The organism is Pseudomonas sp. Leaf48, assembly GCF_001421885.1.
GTDB lineage: Bacteria > Pseudomonadota > Gammaproteobacteria > Pseudomonadales > Pseudomonadaceae > Aquipseudomonas.
The window spans coordinates 23,619-41,612 of sequence record NZ_LMLH01000006.1 but is presented as its reverse complement, the minus strand read 5'-3'; the positions used below and the strand labels follow the sequence as shown (position 1 = coordinate 41,612).

General features: G+C 59.5%; 16 protein-coding genes, 1 tRNA gene and 1 pseudogene. 6 read left to right on the top strand and 12 right to left on the bottom strand.

Going from position 1 to position 17,994, the window contains the following annotated elements:
* Positions 1-8: 8 nt before the first annotated feature.
* Both ASE98_RS06575 and ASE98_RS06570 read right to left on the bottom strand, forming a co-directional pair.
* Complete coding sequence (locus tag ASE98_RS06575) at positions 9-896, bottom strand: Dyp-type peroxidase (RefSeq protein ID WP_060540578.1); 888 nt, start codon at positions 894-896, stop codon at positions 9-11.
* A 286-nt stretch (positions 897-1,182) separates the two neighbouring features.
* Positions 1,183-2,223 (bottom strand): AraC family transcriptional regulator, encoded by a 1,041-nt coding sequence (locus ASE98_RS06570; RefSeq protein WP_060540577.1) that lies wholly within the window; start codon positions 2,221-2,223, stop codon positions 1,183-1,185.
* Between the two features lie 207 nt (positions 2,224-2,430).
* Between ASE98_RS06570 and ASE98_RS06565 the strand changes: the two genes are divergently transcribed.
* Positions 2,431-3,375: a SphA family protein gene (locus ASE98_RS06565; RefSeq protein WP_060540576.1), complete on the top strand. Its 945-nt coding sequence runs from the start codon at positions 2,431-2,433 to the stop codon at positions 3,373-3,375.
* A 123-nt stretch (positions 3,376-3,498) separates the two neighbouring features.
* Here ASE98_RS06565 and ASE98_RS06560 read toward each other — a convergent pair whose 3' ends face one another.
* The 3 genes from ASE98_RS06560 to ASE98_RS06550 form a co-directional block, all read right to left on the bottom strand.
* The gene (locus tag ASE98_RS06560) at positions 3,499-4,707 is read right to left on the bottom strand and encodes a DSD1 family PLP-dependent enzyme (protein ID WP_162237385.1); all 1,209 of its coding nucleotides are present in this window, start codon (positions 4,705-4,707) and stop codon (positions 3,499-3,501) included.
* A 74-nt stretch (positions 4,708-4,781) separates the two neighbouring features.
* On the bottom strand, positions 4,782-6,176 hold the full coding sequence (locus tag ASE98_RS06555) for a D-arabinono-1,4-lactone oxidase (protein ID WP_060540574.1): 1,395 nt from the start codon (positions 6,174-6,176) through the stop codon (positions 4,782-4,784).
* Positions 6,177-6,195: 19 nt separating this feature from the next.
* Positions 6,196-6,591, bottom strand: a complete 396-nt coding sequence (locus tag ASE98_RS06550) for a c-type cytochrome (protein ID WP_060540573.1) — start codon at positions 6,589-6,591, stop codon at positions 6,196-6,198.
* A 268-nt stretch (positions 6,592-6,859) separates the two neighbouring features.
* On the opposite strand from ASE98_RS06550, the gene ASE98_RS06545 reads away from it, so the two are divergent.
* On the top strand, positions 6,860-8,485 hold the full coding sequence (locus tag ASE98_RS06545) for an NADP-dependent glyceraldehyde-3-phosphate dehydrogenase (protein ID WP_060540572.1): 1,626 nt from the start codon (positions 6,860-6,862) through the stop codon (positions 8,483-8,485).
* A gap of 128 nt (positions 8,486-8,613) precedes the next feature.
* Here ASE98_RS06545 and ASE98_RS06540 read toward each other — a convergent pair whose 3' ends face one another.
* Positions 8,614-9,507, bottom strand: coding sequence for a DMT family transporter (locus tag ASE98_RS06540; protein WP_060540571.1), 894 nt, complete (start codon positions 9,505-9,507; stop codon positions 8,614-8,616).
* Between the two features lie 135 nt (positions 9,508-9,642).
* Here ASE98_RS06540 and ASE98_RS06535 point away from each other — a divergent pair, with 135 nt between their 5' ends.
* Together ASE98_RS06535 and ASE98_RS06530 are read left to right on the top strand one after the other, a co-directional pair.
* Entirely contained in the window at positions 9,643-10,080 is a 438-nt protein-coding gene (locus tag ASE98_RS06535) for an Lrp/AsnC family transcriptional regulator (RefSeq protein ID WP_060540570.1), read from the top strand.
* 57 nt (positions 10,081-10,137) lie between these two features.
* Positions 10,138-10,464 carry a YceK/YidQ family lipoprotein gene (locus ASE98_RS06530; protein WP_060540569.1) on the top strand — a complete coding sequence of 109 codons (327 nt, stop codon included), beginning with the start codon at positions 10,138-10,140 and terminating at the stop codon, positions 10,462-10,464.
* Positions 10,465-10,522: 58 nt separating this feature from the next.
* Here ASE98_RS06530 and ASE98_RS06525 read toward each other — a convergent pair whose 3' ends face one another.
* A complete protein-coding gene (locus ASE98_RS06525) occupies positions 10,523-11,194 on the bottom strand; it encodes a Bax inhibitor-1/YccA family protein (RefSeq protein WP_060540568.1) in 672 nt (223 codons plus the stop codon).
* Between the two features lie 122 nt (positions 11,195-11,316).
* On the opposite strand from ASE98_RS06525, the gene ASE98_RS06520 reads away from it, so the two are divergent.
* Positions 11,317-11,404: transfer RNA gene (locus tag ASE98_RS06520), tRNA-Ser, on the top strand.
* Positions 11,405-11,843: 439 nt separating this feature from the next.
* Positions 11,844-12,053: a hypothetical protein gene (locus ASE98_RS06515; protein WP_060540567.1), complete on the top strand. Its 210-nt coding sequence runs from the start codon at positions 11,844-11,846 to the stop codon at positions 12,051-12,053.
* Positions 12,054-12,491: 438 nt separating this feature from the next.
* Here the strand turns inward: ASE98_RS06515 and ASE98_RS06510 are convergent, their stop codons facing one another.
* From ASE98_RS06510 to ASE98_RS06490, 5 genes and pseudogenes are all read right to left on the bottom strand, one after another.
* Entirely contained in the window at positions 12,492-12,806 is a 315-nt protein-coding gene (locus ASE98_RS06510) for a hypothetical protein (RefSeq protein WP_060540566.1), read from the bottom strand.
* Between the two features lie 139 nt (positions 12,807-12,945).
* Positions 12,946-13,231, bottom strand: a pseudogene (locus tag ASE98_RS06505) (N-alpha-acetyl diaminobutyric acid deacetylase DoeB); the annotation flags it as partial.
* Between the two features lie 108 nt (positions 13,232-13,339).
* Entirely contained in the window at positions 13,340-14,530 is a 1,191-nt protein-coding gene (locus ASE98_RS06500; RefSeq protein ID WP_082457487.1) for an HlyD family efflux transporter periplasmic adaptor subunit, read from the bottom strand.
* A complete protein-coding gene (locus ASE98_RS06495; protein ID WP_082457486.1) occupies positions 14,527-16,692 on the bottom strand; it encodes a type I secretion system permease/ATPase in 2,166 nt (721 codons plus the stop codon). Before ASE98_RS06495 ends, ASE98_RS06500 begins: the two co-directional genes overlap by 4 nt.
* The gene (locus tag ASE98_RS06490) at positions 16,689-17,891 is read right to left on the bottom strand and encodes a TolC family protein (protein ID WP_082457485.1); all 1,203 of its coding nucleotides are present in this window, start codon (positions 17,889-17,891) and stop codon (positions 16,689-16,691) included. Before ASE98_RS06490 ends, ASE98_RS06495 begins: the two co-directional genes overlap by 4 nt.
* Positions 17,892-17,994 lie beyond the last annotated feature (103 nt).

The following is a 17,994-nucleotide window of genomic DNA, read 5'->3' as shown; positions in this document are numbered from 1 at the left end:
CCTGATTGTCAGCCGATGCGCAATGCGCGCAGGTCCAGATGGCCGTCCTTGAGCGGCGGGCACCAGTAGTAGCCACCGGTGATCGGGCGGCTGATGCGGTACAAACCATCGGTGATGCCGTCTTCCAGACCGCTCATGCGCCGTAGTTGTGCTTCGAAGGCGTCGAGGGAAAAACCGAAGGCCAGGAACATCAGGCCGGCGTGCTCACCTTCGATCCATGGCATCGAACGGCGCACCACAAAGGCTTCGGGGGCGAAGCTTTCCTGGGCGGTGCGCTTGACGTGAGCCGAGACCGGCGCGTCATCGATTTCTTCGTTGTCGCTCAGGCGCCGGCCCATGATGTTGTCCTTTTCCCCGGACGACAGAGCGTGGAAGCCCTTGAGGTCATGCTGCCACTGCTGGATCGCGGCAAAACTGCCACCGACCAGGCCGTCAGCGCCCTCACCCACCAGCGCAGCGGCCACGGCAGCTTCGTCATGGGGGTTTTCGGTGCCATCTTCGTAACCGGTCAGGTCGTGGCCGGTCATATGGCGGAAGGTTTCGTTCATCTGCACCAGGCGCAGGGCCGGGGCCAATGCCGCGGCGATGGCGTTGCTGCGGTTGAGCAACTCGCCACGGTCGACACCGTGCAGCCAGCACCACAGCGCATGTTGCGTCGACGGGTTGTCGACACCGACCCCAGTCAATGCCGGGAACGCGCGCAGGCCTACGATCTGGCCGTGCAACGCCTTGACCAGCGACTCGCCGAAACCGACGACAGCCGACTTCCCGTCCACCAGTTGCATCAAGTTGTCGAGCGCGGTCGGCAACGCTTCGGCGCATTGGAGGGCGAAGAACATATGACGGGCTTGAGGCGGAACAGGGGTGGCGAGAATGCCCGGCTGGTAATGGCTCATATGAACTCCTTGAAAAAGAGCACCGAGTTTAACCGCAGCACGAGGATTTGTGTGGTTTGAGAGGTTATGAAGCCAGGGTGAGGCGGCTACCAACGGCCGGGGAGCTACTGCAGCCAGGGAGCTTTTGTGGCGAGGGGGCTTGCCCCCGCTGGAGTGCGAAGCGCTCCCCTGCATTCTCCAGTCATACCGGGTAGGCGGGTTTTGGGGCTGCTTCGCAACCCAGCGGGGGCAAGCCCCCTCGCCACAAAAGCCCGCTCATTACAGCAAACCCCGCTGTACAAAAAGATTAAACCACGCTGGGGCTTTCATGGCGGAACGCGCTCGGGCTCATGCCGGTCCAGCGCTTGAAGGCGCGGCGAAAACTGCGCACGTCGCTGTAGCCGACCTCTTCGGTGATGCGTTCAATGGACATGTCCGGGTTGGCCAGCAGGCTCATGGTACGACTCTGGCGCACCTGTTCCAGCAGCGTTTCAAAAGTCAGTGCGTGCTCAGTCAGGCGGCGGCGCAAGGTGCGGCTGCTCATGTTCAGGTCGCCGGCGATTTTCTCGATATGACTGCCCTCGGTCAGGTCCCGGGCAATCGCCCGCTCCACCGCCTGGATCAAGTCGATCTTCTGGTGCACCTGCGTGGCTTCCAGCTCCAGCAGTTGCACCGCCTGACGCAACGCCAGGGAATGGTGATTGGGCAAGTGCACATCCAGCCAGTGCGCCGAGATCACCATGCGGTTCTGCAGGCAGCCGAAACGCACGTCCGGGCCCAGCAGTCGCGCATACTCGCTGAGATAATCCGGCGCGGCGTGCATGAATTGCACCGCCACCGGCTTGAAATCGGTCCCGACCAGCGCCCGGCCATACACCAGCAGGCTGGCGAAAAACTCCTCGACCGCAAACAGCTGCACATCGGCGAATGGCAAGCGGCACTCGACGTCGACAAACACCCGATCACCCGCCTCCTCCACACTCGACACGACAATGCCGCCAGAGGTGTGTTGATGGCGAATGCCCAGTTCAAAGGCATCGCGAAGGGTCTTGCACAGTGACAAGACATGCCCCAGCAGCCCCAGGGTGCCGAGCACATTCTGCGCGCCGACCCACAAGCCCAGCCCCTGATTGGGCAAGACTTTGAGCGCTCGCTGAATCATGGTCACGGCCTGGCGGTAGGAGATGCGTTGCGCCGGGTCCTGGAGGTCTTCCAGGGTAAAGCCCAGCCCTCGGCACAGGGTGTCGGGGTTGACGCCTTTTTGCTCGGCGACTTCGGCCAGGGTTTGCAGGAGAAACGGCGACACCAGCGCCAGTTCAAAGGTGGGATCGATCACTTTCATTTGCATGGGGCATACATTCCGGGGCGAGCTGCATTCTTATTTTTGTAACCGGTTATGTCGAAGGAAGTTAGCACAGGGATTACAGGCTGTCCGCAGAAGTCCCCCTAAATGGCCGCCAATACCCTGCCTTGCAGGGCGCAGACAGCTTATTTCTATGTTGCGGCCCTCGTATGGACGCTGGAAAGCCCGCTAACAATAAGAATGAGTATGCCCATGATCCCGATCCGCACGACAATTCCCCTTCTGGTCATCAGCTTGGCCTGCGTCTGCGCCATTGAACCGGTACTGGCCACTGAGGCTGGCGTGGACAACATCGGCCCCGGCACCGACGGTTTTTTCATGTTGCCGCTGTCGCCCGACAGCCTTCCGGACAACATGCTGGCGTTCAACGTCTACTACAACCACTACAAGGCCAGGGAGCTGAATATCAGTTCGCTGGGCGGCAAGGTGCCGAACGTTGAGATCGAATCCACGGCGGTCATTCCGCGCCTGGATTACCTCACCCCGCTGCGGGTATTCGGGGGGCGACTGGGGGCTTACATCGCCCAGCCCTGGCTCAAGCAGGAAGTCTCGGTATTCGGCTTGCAGGACACCCGCGAAGGCATGGGCGACACCACATTCGCGCCGATCATTCTGTGGGACATGGGCCCGAACCTGACCCTCGGTGCCGCCGTGGAAGTCACCGTACCGACCGGCGAATACAGCATCGATCGCCTGGCCAACACCAGCAACAATTTCTACACCTACAAACCGCTGTTCTCCTTCACCTGGCTGCCGACGGATAAAACCGAGGTGTCGCTGAAGACGACGTACAGTTTCAACGAGAAAAACAAAGACACCGACTACAAGTCGGGGCAGATTTTCCACTTCGACTATTCGGCCAGCTACAAGATCACCGACGACCTGATGCTCGGGCTGAACGGCTACTACCTCAAGCAAACCACCGACGACAAACAGTTCGGCCACACCGTGCAGTTCAATGGCGAAGACGTGGACGACGGCGTGCGCGGTCAGGTGTTTGCGATTGGCCCGGCGTTGCACTGGACCTTTCTCAAGTACGCCAGCGCGGAGATTCGCTGGGCCAAGGAGTTTGATGTAGAAAACCGGCCCAAGGGCGAGATGCTCTGGGCCAAGGTGAGCATTCCGTACGCGTTTTGACTGAACTGACGCCATCGCGAGCAAGCCCGCTCCCACATTTAACCGCACTCCCCCTGCCAGGACTCGGTCAAATGTGGGAGCGGGCTTGCTCGCGAAGGCGTCAGAACAAGCGCCAAAATACCTTCAGGAATACACCGGCCAGCTATCCACAATCCGCCCACCCCGAACCGCCAGTAAATCGCCAAACTGCAACAGCACCGACTCAGTCTGGGTAGGCCGTAAAAACACCTGGTCCTCAATCCCAAGCCCTACCGCCGCCGAACCATTCACCATTTCCTGGTTCGAGCTGCGGCCATACACTCCGTTACTCTGCAACCCAGCCGGCGATTCAAACTCCGCCATCCAGTTACCGCCATAAATGAAAAACGTCTCGCGCTGATTGGTATCCCACCAGGAAAACAGCCTGGACTTCTCATCCAGCGCCGGAATGTTCACCGCCCCGGTGCTTTTCAACACCGGCGTGGCGATGTACGCCGCCGGCACATGTTCCACCAGGGACGGCAAATCATAGTGCGTAGGCTTGAGCATTGCCGTGCCCACCGAGACTTCACTGCTGAGCTGTTCATGCTCGTGCATGCGATAGCTCGGGCTACCGGCGGTGTTGAGGGTCAGCCCTTCGTGCCATAGTCCGGGGTATTGCTGACGGGTGAAGTCGACGCAGCGGTTGTAAATCACCATCACCCTGGCGAACAACTCTTCAGAGGAGCCGAGTATCCCCGGCACGCCCATGCCCACGAACGGGTCATACCCCATAAATCCGGCGAACTCCAGGTGCTGTGGGTGCTGGCTGATCAGCGCGAGCATCTGCCCGAGTACTGCCACATCGCTGACACCGCCGCGATGCAGCCCGACATCCAGCTCGATGTTGATGCGCAGTCGCGTACCCAACCCCTGCGCCAGCGCCAGGTATTGCTGCAAGCGTTGCGGCGTATCGAGCAGCCATTGCAGTTGCTTCGAAGGGTCAAAAGCCCCCTTGTGCGACTGATAGAACAACTCGGCCGAACGCACCGGCAGCGGCTTGCCCAACAGGATGTCAGACTCGGGATACAGCGCCGCATCATGGTTCAGAAACGGTTGATGAAACGACATCAGCCGCTGGGTGCCGGCGCGCTTGCCGATGTAGCTCAACAGCCCCGGCGCCGGCAGCGACTTCTCCACCAGGCGTAGATGCTTGCCACCACGCTTGACCGATTGCATCACCACATCAATGTTGTGATCCAGCCGGTCGAGATCGATCAGCATCACCGGCCGCATCGGCCCGTGGTCCTTGAGTTCGCGGTTGAGCGCGCGAAAATAATCACTGTAGGGCGCGCCTCTATCACCCGGCCGCAGCCACACCCCGACTCCCGCCAGCAACGCACCCACGCCCACTGTCCCGATCAGGAAATTGCGCCGATTGACCGCCATCAGCTCACCCCCAGAATCGATGACAAATGCCCATTGAGAAACTTGCCACTGGGGTCCAGCGCCTGCCGCACCTCGATGAACTCCTGCCAGCGCGGATACAGTGGCTGCAGATTTTTTGCATTGAGGGTATGCAACTTGCCCCAATGGGGCCGGCCGTTGTACTTCCAGAAAATCGGCTCGACCGCAGCGAAGAAATTGTGATGGTCCATCTGATAGTGCTGGTGGACCGAAATCGAGCAACTGTCACGGCCCTCGAACATGCTCAAGGGAATGTCATCGGCCTTGACGTAGCGGTACTCGATCGGAAACCAGGTGCGCAGGTCCTTGTCCTGAATCAGCTTGAGAATCTCGCGCAGGCACGCCGGGCCATATTCGGCCGGCACTGAATACTCCATTTCGTTGAAGCGTACCGTGCGCACGTTGGCGTAGATGTCGAATGAGTCACCGACCCGGTCGTCGAAACTGGCGAGGTGGCGCAGGTTATTGAGCATGGTGCGGCGCAGGTCCGGGAAGTCGCTGCCGTACTTGTCGATTTTTTCGATCAGGGTGACGAACTCGTTGCCGCCCTCCTCATCCGCCGGGATCGGCGGTGTCGCCGGGTCACTGGTTTCGTTGAGGGCAATCGACAAGGCGTAGTCGGAATGGGTCACCACGAGCATTTCCCAGTGCTGGTTTTCCCGGGTGTTCTTGTCCAGGTCCTCCAGCAACTCTTCGGTTTTGGCGATCCACTGCCGCTCTCTCAAGCGATAAGCCGGGCGGTTTTGCAGACGGATCTTCGTGGCCACCCCAAGCGCACCGAGGGACACCCGCGCCGCGTTGAACACCTCTGGATGTCGCGTGCTGTCGCAGTCCAGTACCTCGCCAGTGGCGGTAACCAGTTGCAGGCCGCAGACATGGGCCGAATAGGACTGGAAGTTTTTCCCGGTGCCGTGGGTCGAGGTGGAAATGGCCCCGGCGAGGGTCTGATAGTCGATGTCGGCCATGTTGTGCAGGGCCTGGCCGATGTCCTTGAGCGGTGTGCCCATGCGCGACATCGGCGTACCGGCGGCGAACTCGGCTTGCAGGGTTTTCGCGTCGTGATCGAGCAAGCCGGTGAAGTAACTCAGCGACAGCAATGTGCCGTCGGTGGGCACCAGCGCGCTGAAGGAATGCGCCGAGCCTACCGGGCGAATCTTGCCGGGGGCCTGGCGCACCACCTGGGTCAGTTCATCCAGGTTCTTTGGCGCCAGCCGCGCCGCCGGCAGGCAACTCTGGCCACCCGACCAGTTGCGCCAGGGAATCAGCCGCGGCGCGCGCAGCAGTTCGGCCAACGCCGGCGTGGAGCCGAGCGCGGTAAAGGCACCAATGACACTTGCCCGTTGCAATAACTGACGCCGTGTTAAGTCCATCGTCATGAATCGCTCCCTGTCGTTGTTATTGTTGGAGTGGCTGGCCGGACATAAAGGCAATCAGCGCCAGGAACTGCTCCTGCGAGCACTGCATGCACATGCCCATCGGCGGCATGCCGTTGTAGCCGTTGATCGCGTGATCGAGCAGCGTGTCGGCGCCCTGCAATAGCCGTGGCTGCCAGGCGTTCTTGTCGCCGGTCAGCGGCGCACCGGCTGCCGGGTTGGCGTGGCAGAGCTTGCAACTGTTGTCATAGACCTGCGCCAGTTCGGCGTCGGCGGGCCTGGCAGTGGCAGTGGCAGCTTCTGCAGAAGTGGTAGGGTTTTTCGGCTCCTGGCCACACCCCGCAAGCAGGAAGGCGCAGACGCAGCCCACCAGGGCCAAACAAAGGCTAGGCTTTTCAATGAATCGGAATGCCCGCATAGCTGTCCTCTCATGTGGCGCCCGGCCAGCCGGGTACACCTGTTTTTCTTGTGATCAAGGAGAGGTCAACACTAAGGCACCGGCGCACGCCGGTTGAGGGCATTGGGGGCCAACAAGGGGGGCTTCTGAGGCCATGACCGAACGCACCGCAAAGTCCGCACTCTGTCACGTTGCCGAGCAAAACCCTGAGATGAATCATGACAAGCGAGGTCGAGGTCTGCTAAAACGTTTCATCAGCGCATTTTTTAAATCCAGAGAGGCTAGCGACATGACCACAGCCAACATTCTCGACAACCTGTTCCCGAGCCACGACGGCATCCCGGAAAAGTACCGCCTCGACGGCCAGACCGAACAGCGCGAGTACCTGGTCGATGGCCAGTTGAAGATCTGGAACGGCCCCCTGGCACAGGTGCGCAGCCCGGTTTACCTGAGCGGCGCGGATGGCGATGAGCAAGTGATCCTGGGCAGCACGCCCCTGTTGGATGCCGAGACCGCATTGACCGCCCTGGACGCCGCCGTGCGAGCTTATGACAGAGGTCAGGGCTTGTGGCCGACCATGCGGGTGGCCGAACGCATTCAGCACGTCGAAACCTTTCTGGGTCGCATGCGCGAACAGCGCGAGGCGGTGGTGAAGTTGCTGATGTGGGAGATCGGCAAGAACCTCAAGGACTCGGAAAAAGAGTTCGACCGCACCTGCGATTACATCGTCGACACCATCAATGCCCTCAAGGAACTCGACCGCCGTTCCAGCCGCTTCGAGCTGGAACAGGACACCCTCGGCCAGATCCGCCGCGTGCCGCTGGGCGTCGCCCTGTGCATGGGCCCCTACAACTACCCGCTCAACGAAACCTTCACCACGCTGATCCCGGCGCTGATCATGGGCAACACCGTGGTGTTCAAACCGGCCAAGCTCGGCGTGCTGCTGATTCGCCCGTTGCTGGAAGCGTTCCGCGACAGCTTCCCGACCGGGGTGATCAACGTGATCTATGGCAGCGGTCGCGAGACCGTCAGCGCGCTGATGGCCAGCGGCAAGATCGACATCTTCGCGTTTATTGGCACCAACAAAGCCGCCAGCGACCTGAAAAAACTGCACCCCAAGCCTCACCGCTTGCGTGCGGCCCTGGGCCTGGACGCAAAAAACCCCGGCATCATCCTGCCGGAGGTTGATCTGGACAACGCCGTGAGCGAAGCGGTGACCGGCTCGTTGTCGTTCAACGGCCAGCGCTGCACCGCGCTGAAAATTCTCTTCGTCCATGAAGACGTGGTCGAAGCCTTCATCGACAAATTCAACGCCAGACTCGCCAGCCTCAAACCCGGCATGCCGTGGGACAGCGGCGTGGCACTGACACCACTGCCGGAGTCGGGCAAGGTCGATTACCTGCATGCTCTGGTGGCGGACGCTGAAAGCAAAGGCGCCCGGGTGGTCAACCCCAACGGCGGCCAGGCCCGCGCCTCGTTCTTCTACCCGGCTGTGCTGTACCCGGTGACCCCGCAAATGCGCGTCTACCAGGAAGAACAATTCGGCCCGGTGATCCCGATCGTGCCGTATCGCCATCTGGACACGGTAATCGATTACGTCCTGGAATCGGACTTCGGCCAGCAGTTGAGTATTTTCGGTACCAACCCGGTAGCGGTCGGCCGGCTGGTCGACACCTTCGCCAATCAGGTCGGGCGCATCAACCTCAATGCGCAATGCCAGCGCGGTCCCGACACCTACCCGTTCAACGGCCGCAAGAACTCGGCCGAGGGCACATTGTCGGTGCATGATGCGTTGCGGGTGTTTTCGATCCGGACACTGGTCGCCACCAAGTTCCAGGAAACCAACAAAGACCTGATCAGCGAGATCATCAGCGGACGCAGTTCGAGTTTTCTGACGACTGACTACATCTTCTAAGGGCAGCGTACGTCAACCATCGGTACAGCGCCGGTCCCGTACCGGCGCTATCGCCCAGCCAGGCTGACGCCGGTATCGGCGAGATACACAGCACCAGGCCAGGACCGCGCCATGCTGGAACATCTGACTTATTGCGCCACCAGCTTGCGCGGCTTGAAGCCCCAGCCCTGTTGCATGCCCGCAGCAGCCAGCAGAATCGCAGCCACGCCAATCCACTGCAGCGCTTGCAGGCGATGGCCAAAGGCAAACCAGTCGACAAAAATCGCCGCGATCGGGTAGATAAACGACAACGCGCCGGTCAGTGCCGTCGGCAGTTTTTGAATCGCGCCATACAGCAACACGTACATCACCCCGGTATGGAAGATGCCCAGCGTCACCAGACTGGCCCAGGCACTCGGCGCTTGCGGCAACGCTGAAAAGTGCGCGAACGGTGCGAGCATCAGCACCCCGGTGCAGACCTGGATCAACGCGATCAGGTGCGGCGGCGTACCGATCAGGCGCTTGATGATCAACGCGGCAATGGCATAAAGCAATGCAGCGCCCAATGCCAGGGCGATCCCCATCAGGTAATCATTACCGCTCTCGCCCTGCCCGCCATGGGCGCTGACAATCGCCAGCATCCCGAGAAACGAAATGCCCAGCCAGAACAGTTTCTGCAGGGTGATTTTTTCGTTGAGGAACAATGCGGCCAGGCCCACCAGCATGAACGGCTGGACGTTGTAGACCGCCGTGCCGATGGCAATCGAGGCGCGGGAATAGGAGGCAAACAACAGCACCCAGTTGCCGACAATCGCCACGCCACTGAGCACCGCCAGCAGGAAGGTGGTGCGGGTCAGGATGCCCGGGCGCAGAAAGCCGAAGGCTGCGCAGATCAGCAACAAGGTGCCGGCGCCGAACAGGCAACGCCAGAACACCACGTCCAGTACCGGTTGCCCGGACACCAGCACGAACCAGCCGATGGTCCCGGAGATGAGCATGGCGGCGGTCATCTCGAACGAGCCGCGACGTATTGTTTTGTCCATCATCAGACTCCTGTGTTTGAGCGCAAAGTATGCCAAGCCACTCGGGGGCTTCTCCAGCGCAAAAAGCAGGCTAAACTCGGCTTCTGCCTTTTTTATAAAGGCACTTTCAATTAACTGCCTTACAGGGGCTTTGCCATGACCGACGACATCGACCAGGTGCTGATCAAGGCGTTGATGGAAGACTCGCGCCGCTCGCTCAAGGCCTTGGCGAACATCAGCGGCCTGTCCTCGCCCAGCGTTGCCGAGCGCCTGCGCCGGCTCGAAGAACGGGGTGTGCTCAAGGGCTACACCGTTGAAATCGACCCGAAATGCTTCGGCTATCAACTCCAGGCCATCGTGCGGATTCGCCCGCTGCCGGGTCAGCTGCAGGAAGTGGAACGGCAGATCCAGGCCATCCCTGAATTCACCGAGTGCGACAAGGTCACCGGCGACGACTGCTTCATCGCGCGCTTGCACGTGCGCTCGATGGAACAACTGGACACCCTGCTCGATCGCCTCAACACCCACGCCGAAACCAATACCGCAATCGTCAAGAAGACCCCGGTCAAACGCCGGCTGCCGCCAATGGCATGAGTGCTGTTTGCAGCGAATCGGCGTAGATTACTTGTTTTTCGGCTAAGGACAGGCGTTATGAAAATTCAGCTACTGCTGTTGGCGACGCTATTGCTTGCAGGGTGCGGCACCGTTCAAACGGTCGTGCGCGGCGACGACGTGGCGGTCAAAAGCCTCAAGGAGCAAAAAAGCTACTGTGGCGCAGTTCCACGAATCTACAGCGGTGTGACCTACGATTTTTGCAGTTTGAATGCGCCGCTGGGAACAGGGCTGGATCCACAAAACCACACCTTTGCTCCTGCCATCGTGCTGATCGATGTGGTCATCTCCGGCGCGTTCGATACCTTGCTGCTGCCCTACACCATCTACCGTCAGCAGGCCGATGGCAGCATTGTCATTAACTGACCAGCATTTGAGGCAATAAAAAACCCGCCGGAGCGGGTTTTTTACTCAAGGCCTTCGATCAATCATCGCGGCCCATGATGCCGAACAGCTGCAACAGGCTGATGAACAGGTTGTAGATCGATACATACAGGCTGATGGTCGCCATGATGTAGTTGCGCTCGCCGCCATGGATGATGGCGCTGGTCTGGTACAGGATGCAGACCGAGGAAAACAGCACGAAACCTGCGCTGATCGCCAGTTGCAGGCCGCTGATCTGGAAGAAGAAGCTCGCCACCGTCGCACCCAGCAGCACGAAGAAGCCCGCGGTGATGAAACCACTGAGGAAGCTCATGTCCTTGCGGCTGATCAGCACATAAGCCGACAGGCCACCGAACACCAGCGCCGTCATCGCGAAAGCCGAGCTGACCACTTCAGCGCCGCCCTGCATTCCCAGGTAACGGTTGAGGATCGGGCCGAGCAGGAAACCCATGAAACCGGTCAGGGCAAAGGCAGACACCAGGCCCCAGGCCGAATCACGGAGTTTGTTGGTGAGGAAAAAAAGGCCGTAGAAGCCGATCAGCACCACGAAAATGTTCGGGTAGCCAACACGCATCTGCTGCGCCACGTAGGCCATTACGCCGCTGAATGCGAGCGTCAGGGCGAGCAAGCCGTATGTGTTGCGCAGGACGCGGCTAACCTCTAGCTGCTCAGCCTGCACGCTGTTATTAACTGCGTAATCCTGTTCGCGCATGGCGACACTCCTGTTGGTTTGAAACGTTCAGTCGCAAAGATCATAACAGACACCTTGAAACTAGCTATGCAGAGAGTTTGACAGTGTGTTTCATTCAGGTATTATGGCGCCCGCAACGCAACGGAGGTGTGGCCGAGTGGTTTAAGGCAACGGTCTTGAAAACCGTCGACTGTAACAGGTCCATGAGTTCGAATCCCATCGCCTCCGCCATATTTGTACCGACAAAGCCCTGATTATTCAGGGCTTTGTCGTTTCTGGGGTTTGTAGCCAAGTACCGTGATGCACGAGGTGTTCCATAACTATTATGGAAGTGTTCCAGAACTCAGGCTGATTTCACGTCCCTCCCCCGACGTTTTGCCGACTGACCATCACAGCGCAATCAGAGGCATGATTCACCGGTGACCTTGATCGTCAGCAGGCCTCAGCGCACTAGCACCCCATGCTTGAAAACGGGCACAAAGCCAGCATTTGCTGAGTTTTCTACTGGCGCTCGCTGCAAACGGTGCCTTACAGAGCCAAACCGAAATTAGCGAATCCCCGAAAAAGCTCCCACGCCTTTTCGGCCCCCCCTCGGCGTCCTGCCGACCGTACCATCCCCTCTTTTATGATTGACCACTGCTACGCTGAAATCTCCACGGAGGATTTCGCGATGCCAAATTCTGACCTGCTCCCTTCCCTCCTGTTCAAACTCAATGAAAACCAACTCGCCCTCGAAGCCGCCATCATGGAGCTTTCTAACTGGGTCGAGCAGCAAGGATCGGCGGACGTCGCCGACAATGTGCGTGGCGCCCTGGAAGCCATCGACAAGAACGAAGAGTTCATCAAGATGACGCTAGCGGTGATAATGGCGCCGGAGTGACTGCAATCGGCCGATTCTGTTGAAAAAGTCGGTCATCCAAAACTGCCTGGTCATTGACCGGTGAAAACGCCTTTTGTACACGCTGCTACGTGAAATCCGCGTTTGGAGACCGTTGCTGAAAGTAAAGATTTCAATCTCGGATGCATACTTTTCAGTTGCGCAAACCATGGCCGACTTTTTCAACAGAATCGGTCGATTTCTGCCTGTCGCCATCTTCAGGTTGGGTTGTTCTCTGCCTATCATGGCCACGAAACGACCTGGTCATACCCGATGCAAAAGGCTGTCAGGTCGAGTGAAAACAGGTGGGCAAGCCCGTGCAATTGCCCGCCAAACCCAGACGCTAGTGTGGGGGAAGTTGGGACGAACGGGCGAGATCAATGGGTTTCGAGCGTTCTGGACAGTCGAAGCCCCTGACAAATGCGGGGCGCCGGCCTGCGACTAACCGCCCGGAGTATCGATATCAGCGTCTTGAACCGGCTTATGCTCAGGTTCGGATTTGAAGTCAGGGCTGTAGGCGTTTTCTTTGGCGGCGGGATCCGGCTTGGGATTATTGGGCGCCGTATCGGTTTGTGGCTCAGTGACAACTGGCGAATCCCGGTCATTCCCCGCCCCGGATTCACCGCGATCAGGGCTATCTTCGCGCGTCTTTGACGCAGCTTCAGGCCGTGCAGGGTCGTGACCTGCTTCGTTATCCGTCGTGCGTGTTACGGCCTGCTGAGAGATGTTCCCAGGCGCATTCTCATCAATGTCCATGCTGACTCTCCATTCAGAGGCGCGGGATATCCGTGCATGAAGTTCAGACTTCGCAAAGACATCGCAAGTGCAGTGCAATGGACGAACGGTGGAAACCGTACAAGCGACGTTCATTGGCTGCTCACACAGTGGTGCTCGGTCAGGGCAATACATCGGCAATGACTGCAATGATATCGCCGCACTGCACCAGCCCCGGAACGTGGCGCGCCGCCAGCCGGCCGCTGCGGGCTGTGCGATATTCCGCCGGCGCGACGCCGCTCTGGGTAACGTCGTGAACACGGGCGACCACTTCTCCCATGCTCACGTAGTCGCCCAGATCACGGCACATTTCCAGCAGGCCGTCGTGTTCGCTGTCGATGAAGCAATTGGCATTTGGCATGTTTGTCATAATTTGACTCCGTGGCCTGGATCTCACCTTCGAGAATCCAACAGCGTCTCGACGCAGGTCTCGGCGATCAGAATGCGTTGGGCGGCATGCCCCCCCCTTCCTCAATCGCCTTGATCGCCCGTTGACGCTACAACGGCCGAAAAATCTAATACAAGCGAGCCTTGAGCAATGGCCTTAACAGGTAATTGAGCACGGTTCGCTTTCCGCTCTGTACATCCACTTCGGCAACCATGCCGGGTTTGATCGGCAGAACATCCTCCCCTTTGCGCAGATCACTGGAATCGGTCTTCACGAGTATCTTGTAGAAAGCCTCCTTACCGCGTGGGGTGTCTTCCTCGATGGTGTCTGCGCTGATCTGCTCCAGAGTGCCGGAAAGGTCGCCGTATACCGTATAGTCATACGCGGTGATCTTGACCCGCGCGGGCATCCCCGGGACCAGAAAGGCAACATCGCGGGGTTTGACTTTCGCCTCGACCAGCAGTTTGTCGTCGACCGGGATCACGTCCATGATCGCCTCGCCGGGCTGGATAACGCCACCGCGAGTAGTGATCATGATGTCGTTGACCCGTCCGTTGACCGGGGAACGCACCTCGGTACGACGCAACTGGTCTTCACGCTGCAACAGCGTCTGGTCAAGTGCGTTGAGTTCCGCTTTTTTCGACGACAGCTCGGTATAAGCATCCTGGAAATAGGCGTTGGCGACCTCGGTCAGTTTGCCGTTCAGCGAGGCGATTTCCTTGCTCAAGCGCAACGCCTCCATTTCACTGGCTGCACGTTTGTGCACCAGCGGTTCGATCAGACGAAACTGTCGGCGCGCCAGTTCCAGCTCCGATTTGAGCGAGTGCACCGCTTGCTGATAGGTGTCACGCCGCGCCTTGAACAGGGCGCGCTCACTCGCCATGAAAGCGCTGTTGCTGGAAAGACCTGGCGGGAAACTGATGGTGTCCTGGGTCAGGGTCTCTGCTTCCAGACGGGCAATGGCCGCCGACAGTGCCTCGGCCTGGCTCTTGCTCTCCATGTAGGCGGAATGGAAACGGGTATTGTCCAACTTGACCAGCAACTGCCCTGCCTCGACCAAGTCACCTTCATGCACCATCAACTGCCCGAGAATCCCGCCCTCAAGGCTCTGGATTTTCTGGATCCGGCTGTGGGGCACGATGCGTCCATCACCACGCGTCACTACGTCCAGTTCGGCCCAGGCCGCCCAGACGACAAACCCCACCATGCTTAACAGACAGGTCCAAAAGATTAACCAGGCGGTCGGACTCTCCATGGCCACCTGTGAGTCGCCAAGCGAACGCAACAGCTTAAATTCCGCGCGAGTATGAGTTCTCATACGACGTCCTTAGTGACGTTTACCTGGTTGCCACTGACAACACTGCTCAGCGGACCATCCATGATCAGCTTGCCCTGGCGCAGCACCAATGCTCGCTCGGTCAACACCAGCAGCGCACGCTTATGGGTGGAGAGGATCAACGTGCGTCCATCCAGCCAGCCCTGCAAGTAGCGAATGACATGAGCTTCGCTTTCCTGGTCGAACGCGGCGGTCGGCTCATCGAGCAGCACAATTGGCGGATCCTGAAGCAGCAGCCGGGTCAACCCAATGGCCTGGCGCTGCCCCCCCGAAACACTGGCGCTGCCCTCCAGCAACATGTCGAGCCCCAGGGGGTGTCCACGCACGAAGGTGCCCAGGCCAACACCATCCAGGACTGCGAATAATTCTTCGTCACTTTGATCGGCGTTATCCGGGGTCAGGTTTTCACGTAATGTGCCGTAAAACAGCACCGTGTCCTGGGGCAAGTAGCCAATGTTCTGGCGTAATCCGCTCGGGTCGATCTGGCCGATGCTCAGATGGTCGAGCAGTACGCTTCCCTGGTCGGCCGTGGTCAACCCGGACAACAAGCGCAGCAGCGTCGATTTGCCCGAACCGTTACCACCCAGCAAGGCCACATGCTCGCCCGGCTTGATCTGCAGTTGCGGGATATCCAGCGCCGGCAGTCCTTCCGCGTGGTAGCGCATCTGCAATTTCTCGATGCTGTAGTGGCCTTGCAGACGCTCCACGTGAGCGAAGCGCCTGCCTGCCGGTCGCTCGGTAGGGGCATTCATCAATCCGTCGAGGCCCTCCATAGCGACCTTGACATGCTGCCATCGCGCGAGCAGGCCCGCCATCTGGCCCATGGGGGCGATTGCCCGTGCGGCCAGCAGCGAGCTGGCAATCAAGGCGCCGATCGTCATTTCACCGTTGCTGATCTGGTAGACGCCCACGATCAGTACGCCGACGTAGCCCAGCTGCTGGATCAACAGCGCTCCATGGCTGAGCACCGCGGTCAAACTGCGCGAGGTCACCGCCGACTGGGAGAGTTCTGCGGTGAGCATTTCCCATTGGTTCAACAAGCGACCTTCGGCACGGCTCGCCTTGACTGTTTCCAGGTTTTCGATGGCTTCGAGCAATACGCCGTTCTTCACCGCCCCTTCCCGCAGATTCTGGCGCGACAACTGAGCGAGTTTTTTCTGCGCCAGCAGGCCCGGCAACAACATCAGCAGGATCGCCAACAACGGCACCCAGACGACAGAGCCGCCAATCAGAACGATCGCCAGCAGAAACAGGAAAACGAATGGCAGGTCACTGATGGCCGCTGCTGTACTCGAGGTGAAGAATTCGCGCACGGACTCGAATTCGCGGATCTGAGTGCTGAAGGCGCCCACCGATGCGGGTTTCGATTGCAGTCGAATCTGCAGTACCTGATTGAACAGAACCGAGGATAGATGCACGTCCAGGCGCTTGCCCGTGACGTCCAGAATGTGCGCGCGCAGGCTGCGCAGCACGAACTCCAGCAGCATCGCCAGCACTACACCGCTGGCCAGGATCCACAAGGTATCAAAGGCGTCATTGGGCACCACCCGATCATAGACCTGCATGGCGAACAGCGCAGAGGAAATAGCCAGCAGATTGGTCATCAGGGCCGCGGCGCCGGTCGCCGCATAGGCCCGCCAGCAAGCCTTCAGGGGTGCCTTGAGCCAATGTTCGGCAGGCTCGCTGGCATAGTTTCCAGCGCGACCATTCGGGCGATACTGCGGCCGGGCGAACAATGCCGAGCCACTGTACTGCGCCTCCAGTTCCAGCAGAGACAGGGTCCGCTGACCCCCGCCGCTGGACGCATCGAGCACAGTGACCTCCTCGCCCTGGCGCTCGACAAGGATGACGCTTTGCCCATCGCGCAATTGCAGCAACACCGGCAGCAACGTTGGGCTGATGGCCATCAACGGAACCTCCAGCACCCGTGCGGTCAACCCAAGCCGGCGCAAGGCCCGGGGTGCCAGTTTCAGCGGCAACCGGCCCTTTTCCAGTGCCAGGCCCTCGCCGAGTTCGGCGATGCTGGCCGCCCGGCCAAACTGGCGACACAGCAACACCAGCCCGTCACGCAGCGGATCCTGACTAAACGAGGGCGCTGCCTTGGCCTGGATTTCAGGGGTGTCCCTTTCGATGGCTTCAATCATGAAGTACCCCTCGGTGGCAATCGTTCTTCCAGCAGAGGAACCAGCAGGCCCAACTGGGCCGCTGCACGGTATTGCACGCGCTTGTGTTCACTTTGCAGGTTGATGAGCTGACGCTCCGCTTCGAAACGCTCATGCTCAATGGTCAGCATGTCGGTCATGTCGCGAAGGCCGACGACAAATTGATCCTGATAAACGGCATCGACCTCCTTGGCATGCTTGATCTGTTCACGAAGCGACTGCTCACGCCATTTCACGGTGGATTCGTTCTCAACCAATGACGACACTTTGCGCCGGATATCGCGGCGCATGGTGTCCACGTTCCATTCAGCCGCCTCAAGACTCTGGCGGGCTGCGGCGGGCCGCTGAAAAATGGAGAGCCCGGCGATGGTGTCCATGCGAATACGCAGGGCGATGACCGAATCACTGGTCAGTTGCCCGCCGAGCTCACGCCGCAACAGCGAACCTTCCAGGTTCAGTTGGGGAAACATCGATGCATCCGCTTCGCGCACCTTCGCTTCCTCAACCGCTTGCTTCTGTTTGGCCTTGCGATACAGCGGTGATTGAGCAATGGCATTGTCCAGGTCTCCCGCTCCAATTAGATGGGCGGAAAATGAATCGTCGCCAGGCTGTTCCAGGCCGGCCGCTGGTCCCCCGATCAACTGTCGGTATTGCTGTTCGGCATCCTGCAGGGCGCCCTTTTCAATCAGCAATTGCTCCTGGGCCCGGGCCAGTTCAAGGTTGGCCCGGCTCTCCTCGCCACTGTCGGTATATCCCGCGCTGGCACGTTCACGAATCAGGTCACCGAGCTTGCCCAGACGAGCAATATGGCTGCGCACAGCGTCGAGCCGTTGCTCCGTCGTGAGTACATCCAGATAGATTTCGCAAATGTCCAGCGCGGCATCCTCGCGGACCACCAACAGGCTCTCCGTCTGCTCACGCAATTTTGCCGAAGCGGTGTCGACCTGGCTCTCGACCCTCCCCCAGTCATACAGCCGTTGCGAAACCGTGAGGTCGTAGCCCATGTCTCCGAACATGCCGTCCTCCGGTCCAGCCGATGCATCCACCTTCGGGTAATACCCGTTCTTGCTCATATCCAGATCGGTTGATGCCCTGTTCACCTCGGCCATGGCCGAGCGTACTTCGGGGTGCGCGGCCAGGCCCAGGTGAACGGCATCGGTTAGTGTGATCGCGGTTGCCATCTGCGGCAGTCCCTGTAGAACCAGGCAAGCCCCCCACAAAGGCAGGAAACCCGGCCTTTGTGGGGACTGGCACAGTGGACGCAAAGCGGTGAGTACTGTCCGG

Bases quoted from the DNA above. Each gene is read 5' to 3' on its own strand.
- ASE98_RS06575 (WP_060540578.1), bottom strand. From the start codon at position 896: ATGAGCCATTACCAGCCGGGCATTCTCGCCACCCCTGTTCCGCCTCAA.
- ASE98_RS06570 (WP_060540577.1), bottom strand. From the start codon at position 2,223: ATGCAAATGAAAGTGATCGATCCCACCTTTGAACTGGCGCTGGTGTCG.
- ASE98_RS06565 (WP_060540576.1), top strand. From the start codon at position 2,431: ATGATCCCGATCCGCACGACAATTCCCCTTCTGGTCATCAGCTTGGCC.
- ASE98_RS06555 (WP_060540574.1), bottom strand. From the start codon at position 6,176: ATGACGATGGACTTAACACGGCGTCAGTTATTGCAACGGGCAAGTGTC.
- ASE98_RS06550 (WP_060540573.1), bottom strand. From the start codon at position 6,591: ATGCGGGCATTCCGATTCATTGAAAAGCCTAGCCTTTGTTTGGCCCTG.
- ASE98_RS06545 (WP_060540572.1), top strand. From the start codon at position 6,860: ATGACCACAGCCAACATTCTCGACAACCTGTTCCCGAGCCACGACGGC.
- ASE98_RS06540 (WP_060540571.1), bottom strand. From the start codon at position 9,507: ATGGACAAAACAATACGTCGCGGCTCGTTCGAGATGACCGCCGCCATG.
- ASE98_RS06535 (WP_060540570.1), top strand. From the start codon at position 9,643: ATGACCGACGACATCGACCAGGTGCTGATCAAGGCGTTGATGGAAGAC.
- ASE98_RS06530 (WP_060540569.1), top strand. From the start codon at position 10,138: ATGAAAATTCAGCTACTGCTGTTGGCGACGCTATTGCTTGCAGGGTGC.
- ASE98_RS06525 (WP_060540568.1), bottom strand. From the start codon at position 11,194: ATGCGCGAACAGGATTACGCAGTTAATAACAGCGTGCAGGCTGAGCAG.
- ASE98_RS06515 (WP_060540567.1), top strand. From the start codon at position 11,844: ATGCCAAATTCTGACCTGCTCCCTTCCCTCCTGTTCAAACTCAATGAA.
- ASE98_RS06510 (WP_060540566.1), bottom strand. From the start codon at position 12,806: ATGGACATTGATGAGAATGCGCCTGGGAACATCTCTCAGCAGGCCGTA.
- ASE98_RS06500 (WP_082457487.1), bottom strand. From the start codon at position 14,530: ATGAGAACTCATACTCGCGCGGAATTTAAGCTGTTGCGTTCGCTTGGC.
- ASE98_RS06495 (WP_082457486.1), bottom strand. From the start codon at position 16,692: ATGATTGAAGCCATCGAAAGGGACACCCCTGAAATCCAGGCCAAGGCA.
- ASE98_RS06490 (WP_082457485.1), bottom strand. From the start codon at position 17,891: ATGGCAACCGCGATCACACTAACCGATGCCGTTCACCTGGGCCTGGCC.